The 4,770-nt window shown below is 67.6% G+C and carries 9 protein-coding genes; all 9 read left to right on the top strand.

The genetic code is table 11. The annotated features are described in order from the left end of the window. A partial coding sequence (locus G567_RS31375) for a transposase family protein (RefSeq protein WP_037058143.1) occupies positions 1–311 on the top strand: 311 nt, incomplete at its 5' end. Between the two features lie 778 nt (positions 312–1,089). Next, entirely contained in the window at positions 1,090–1,392 is a 303-nt protein-coding gene (locus G567_RS37335) for a hypothetical protein (RefSeq protein ID WP_373865937.1), read from the top strand. Further along, entirely contained in the window at positions 1,320–1,703 is a 384-nt protein-coding gene (locus tag G567_RS37330) for a DMT family transporter (RefSeq protein ID WP_373865936.1), read from the top strand. The genes G567_RS37335 and G567_RS37330 overlap by 73 nt, the downstream gene beginning before the upstream one ends. An 87-nt stretch (positions 1,704–1,790) precedes the next feature. Then, a complete protein-coding gene (locus G567_RS36530; RefSeq protein ID WP_245585789.1) occupies positions 1,791–2,054 on the top strand; it encodes an NAD(P)H-binding protein in 264 nt (87 codons plus the stop codon). Positions 2,055–2,154: 100 nt separating this feature from the next. After that, positions 2,155–2,391 (top strand): NAD(P)-dependent oxidoreductase, encoded by a 237-nt coding sequence (locus G567_RS36525; protein WP_245585788.1) that lies wholly within the window; start codon positions 2,155–2,157, stop codon positions 2,389–2,391. 53 nt (positions 2,392–2,444) lie between these two features. Continuing rightward, positions 2,445–3,074 (top strand): NADPH-dependent F420 reductase, encoded by a 630-nt coding sequence (locus tag G567_RS0124860; RefSeq protein WP_028932043.1) that lies wholly within the window; start codon positions 2,445–2,447, stop codon positions 3,072–3,074. A gap of 60 nt (positions 3,075–3,134) precedes the next feature. Beyond that, entirely contained in the window at positions 3,135–3,470 is a 336-nt protein-coding gene (locus tag G567_RS0124855; RefSeq protein ID WP_028932042.1) for a YnfA family protein, read from the top strand. A gap of 177 nt (positions 3,471–3,647) precedes the next feature. Further along, a complete protein-coding gene (locus G567_RS35015) occupies positions 3,648–4,043 on the top strand; it encodes a hypothetical protein (protein WP_028932041.1) in 396 nt (131 codons plus the stop codon). Further along, on the top strand, positions 4,003–4,686 hold the full coding sequence (locus G567_RS32555; RefSeq protein WP_028932040.1) for a helicase domain-containing protein: 684 nt from the start codon (positions 4,003–4,005) through the stop codon (positions 4,684–4,686). Before G567_RS35015 ends, G567_RS32555 begins: the two co-directional genes overlap by 41 nt. The last annotated feature ends 84 nt before the right edge of the window (positions 4,687–4,770 follow it).

Below are 4,770 nucleotides of genomic sequence, written 5' to 3'. Positions count from 1 at the left end.
GTCGACACGACTCGTACTGCCTGAAGGGTTCAGGCGTCCTACGGACGCTTGACCCAAGCAACTGGATAGGCGACAAGGGATACGTCGGCAACGGCATGGATACGCCCATCAAGAAACCGGAGTGCCGTGACCTTCTCGACTGGGAGAAGGATTTCAACACTCAAGTCAATAAGATTCGCTACCGCATCGAACGGGTCATCGCCAACCTCACGAGCGGGCGCATCCTGCACACCGACTACCGCCGCCCGCTCGCAACGTTCGCGGAGACCATTTCAACCGTAGTTGCACTCCACTTCTATGCACTCGCGTGAATAACCCTCCTAGCCCTCGGTATACAACTGTTCCAGCGCGGCGAGCACGATATTGCGGGAAACGCCGATCTCCGTGACGAGCGTCCGGCTCGAAGGGAGCCGTATCCGGTGCAAGCTGACCTCCAAGAATGGCGCTACGAAGCTGCTCGTACAGCTGTCGACGCAGCGGAACCTCGGCCAACCGGCCCGGCATCCGGAATCCCTTGGTGGCCTTTGTCAGCACAGTGGATGTCGCCAAACCTGATGCCAACCCGCCGAAATAATTGCGTTTGCGGAAGAGATGGGCAATCCTAGCTCATTCGGGTGATGAGGTCATCGGTTTGAAAGTATGCGGATCACGATCAAATTAGGAATCCTAATCTACTGGTTTGACCAGCTGAGCGGACTTCGGCAGCGATCCATCGGAATGAGATGGTGTCGGAGTGATGCCCTGCCTGATTGATCCCAAAAGGGGATTTCTGGCTGTGAGCGCTGAACGTTGGGTGCGACTCGGCCTCGATCACCCGAGGGAGCCTCGTCCGGCGCCCGATGACCGCCATCGGTGAGGCGTCCAGGTCGGGGACGCTGCGCGCACCACTGCTCGAGCACGCGGCCGACATGATCTGCCATCTCGCCGGACCGGTCGTTGTCTTAGCGGTGAGCTAATATATCTTAGTGTTAAGTAGTCTGATCTCGATCATCATGGTCACCGCCTTGGCGCCTGCTGTCTGGGGGACGACCTACTTCGTCACCGCCGAGCTGCTGCCGCCGGACCGGCCGTTGCTGGCCGCGGTGGTGCGTGCCCTTCCCGCCGGCCTCCTGCTCGTCGCTTTCACCCGCCGCCTCCCGCAGGACGGCGATCGCGGGCATCGCCGGTGTGGCCGGTGTCGGCCTGCTCGTGCTCCGTGCCGATGCCCAGCTGGACGGGTTCGGCATCGTCGCCGCGGTCGGCGGGGCGGCCGTGATGGCGACCGGCGTCGTGCTGAGCAAACGCTGGCGCTCGCCCGTACCCCTGCTCGCGACGACCGGGTGGCAGCTCGTCGCGGGTGGCTGCTGCTCCCGGTCACCCTCCTCGTCGAAGGACCGCCGCCCACGACGCTGACCGCCACGAACCTGGCCGGCTACGGCTACCTCACGATCATCGGCGCCGCCCTCGCCTATCCCCTCTGGTTCCGGGGCATCCGTGCCTTGCCTCCAACCAACGTCACCTTCCTCGGCCTGCTCAGCCCGGTGGTCGCGACCGCGCTCGGTTGGGCGGCGCTCGATCAGCGACTCACCGTGCCACAGGTTCTGGGCGGGCTCATCGTCCTCGTCGCCCTCGTTGCGGCACAGACTTCCAGCAGGCAGAGCGTGCGACCTCGTCCACGCCTGGCTGATCGCGCGGCAACCCCGGAGTACGACCACATGCCATAGGAGAAGGGCTCCATGGCCTGGGAATAGCAGGCAACCGATCAAAAGGAGCGGAAACAATGCGCATCCCCGTATTCGGGCAGCCGGAACGTGGGCAGCCGGGTAGCGGCCGAGGCGTTGGCCCGTGGCCATGAGGTATCCGCGGTGGTCCGTGATCCGGCCCGATTCCGTGAATTGCACGCCGGCGCTATCGCGCGTGTCGGCGACGCCGGAAAAGCCGAGGACGTTACTGCACTGAGCGCCGGACAGGATGTTGTGATCACCGCGACCCGTCCGGCGCCCGGCCTGGAGCACGAACTCGTGACGACCCCAATGCGCTACTGGCCGGACCCGCCCGGACCGGCGTCCGGCTGATGGTCGTCGGCGGCGCTGCCACCCTGACCGTGCCCGGTGGCGGCGCCACGGTGATCGACGACCCGGATCTTCCGGCCGACTGGCGGCCTATCGCGCTGGCGTGCGTCGATCAGTTCGAGGCCTGCCGAGCCGCCCCGGGGTGGGCTGGGCCTATCTCAGCCCGCCGGCGCTGCTGGAACCGGGGGAGCACACCGGCAGGTACCGGCTGGGCTCCGACGAACTGCTGGTCGACGCCGAGGGCAACTCGATGATCTCCATGGAGGACCTCGCGGTGGCGCTGCTCGATGAGGCCGAGCAGCCCGAACACCAGCGGACCAGGTTCACGGTCGCATACTGAGGGCGGTCATTCGCGGGTTCCGCCGCGTCCTCTGTCCCATGGGAGGTGGACAGATGAAGGTGACGATCATCGGTGCCGGCAACATGGGTCGCGGAATCGGGACGCGTGTCGTCGCGGGCGGCCACGAGGTCGAGATCATCGACCGCGACCCGGCGGAGGCGCAGGCCCTCGCCGGGGAGCTCGGCGGCGCCGCGACGGCGCCCGACCCCTCGGCTCCGCTCGGCGGCGAGGTGGTCGTCTTCGCCGTCTACTACCCCGGTATCAAGGACGCCGTCCAGCAATACGCCGACCAGCTCGCCGGCAAGGTCGTCGTCGACATCACGAATCCGGTCAACACCGACACCTGGGACAGTCTGGCGACCGAGCCCGGCAGCTCTTCGGCCGAAGAGGTCCAGGGCGTTGTCCCGTCCGGAACCTCGGTGGTCAAGGCGTTCAACACCACCTTCGCGGCCACGCTCGTTCAGGGCGAGGTCGACGACCAACGGCTGGACGTGTTGATCGCGGGCGACGACGAGGACGCCAAGCGGAAGGTTTCCCAGCTCGTTTCCGACGGCGGGCTACGGCCGCTCGACGTCGGGCCGCTGCGCCGGGCGCAGCAGCTCGAGAACCTGGGCTTCCTGCACATCGCGATTCAGCAACCGCTCAACCTCGGCTTCGGCAGCGCGATCAAGTTGCATCCATGACACCCGGCGCCGCCGCGCCGGCGGCGACGCCGGAACCGGAACGCGATCTACGCTGACGCCGTGACTGTCGCGCGCTCGATCGTCCTGTTCGTTCTCGCGGCGCTGGCCGAGATCGGTGGCGCGTGGCTGGTGTGGCAGGGCGTGCGGGAGAACCGTGGCTGGCTGTGGATCGGCGCCGGCGTGATCGCGCTGGGGATCTACGGGTTCGTCGCGACGCTGCAGCCCGACGTGCACTTCGGCCGCATTCTCGCCGCCTACGGCGGGGTGTTCGTGGCGGGGTCGCTGCTGTGGGGCGTCGTGCTCGACGGCTTCCGCCCCGACCGATGGGACGTCATCGGCGCGCTGATCTGCCTCGTCGGCGTCGCCGTCATCATGTACGCGCCGCGTCCGGCCTGAGGCCGTTGTACGGGTGAGTAGCACGTTCATCGCGCGACCGGGTCCTTGAGGCAGGTCCGCCTTCCTGGCTAGGACGCACTTCTTCCCGCAATGTGGAGACGAGGCTGGGCGGCTGCCCCAAGAGGGTAGCCGCCGCGGCTGCTCCCCAGGGTACGGACCGAGAGACAGGACCTACCGGTGGCGGCCCGGGTGAAGGGCTCGGCGGCGATGGTGACGGCACTTGCCGCGGCCGTCGCCGACCGCCAGGGGTTGCCGGACGCTGAGGCCCCGTTGTCCATCGTGCTCGACGTCGTCGTCGAGGTGGACGTGGCCCTCGCTGCGCAGGCCCGAGCCCGTGCCCGCGCAACGGGCTTGCCGCACAACGAGGCGCGTCCGTGGTTCGCCCGCGCCCTGATCCATGCCCTCGCCGAACAAGCCGTCGACCGGATCGGAGCGGGCTGGCCGGCGCCGCGGGAGTCTCCCGAGCTCACCGGGGACCTCGGGGCGGATGTCCCGCACGAGTTGAGTCGCAGCGCAGCGCTATGCCGCAGGGGTGCTGCAGATTCTGGAGACCGCGGTCGACGAGACCGATGACGATGTCCTCGGCGCGGCGGACCTCGTCGACTCCGCGCGCCTGGCCGAGCACGACCCACGTGACGTGATCGAACGAGCTGCAGCGGACTGCGACTGGGTCTACGGCCACGTCGTGATCGATGAGGCTCAGGAACTGTCGGCGATGCAGTGGCGGATGCTCGTGCGCCGCTGTCCGAGCCGATCGTTCACCGTCGTCGGTGATCTGGCGCAGCGTCGCTCGGACGCGGGACCGCGCGCGTGGGCGGATGTGCTCGATCCGATTGCCGAGGGACGGTGGATCCACCACAGGTTGACGGTCAATTACCGTACCCCCGGAGAAATCATGGCGGTGGCGGCCGGGTTGCTGCGCGGTGTCGACCCACCGCGCTCGGTCCGCTGGGTCGGTGTTCGACCCTGGGCGTGTCGCGTGCCGTCGGATGCGCTGGCCGCGGCCGTCATGCGCGCGGTGCAGGCCGAGTCCGAACGCGAGGGAACCGTCGCGGTCGTGGCGCCGCAGCGGCTCGCCGCCGATCTCGACGCTGTTGAAGCCCCGGTCCTGTCGCCTGAAGAGGCCAAGGGTGTGGAGTTCGACTCCGTGCTGGTCGTCGAGCCGGAGGAGATCCTCCGCGCCGGATCGGCCGACCTCTATGTCGCCCTCATGTAAGGGACCTTCGGTGTTGATCGCGCCGGTGGTCTCGGGTGGCATGAGCGGCCCGGCTGGTCCGGTGGGTGGCGTCGAGCTCGCCCT

The organism is Pseudonocardia asaccharolytica DSM 44247 = NBRC 16224, assembly GCF_000423625.1.
Classification (GTDB): Bacteria; Actinomycetota; Actinomycetes; order Mycobacteriales; family Pseudonocardiaceae; genus Pseudonocardia; species Pseudonocardia asaccharolytica.
This window is presented reverse-complemented; position numbering and strand designations above follow the sequence as displayed.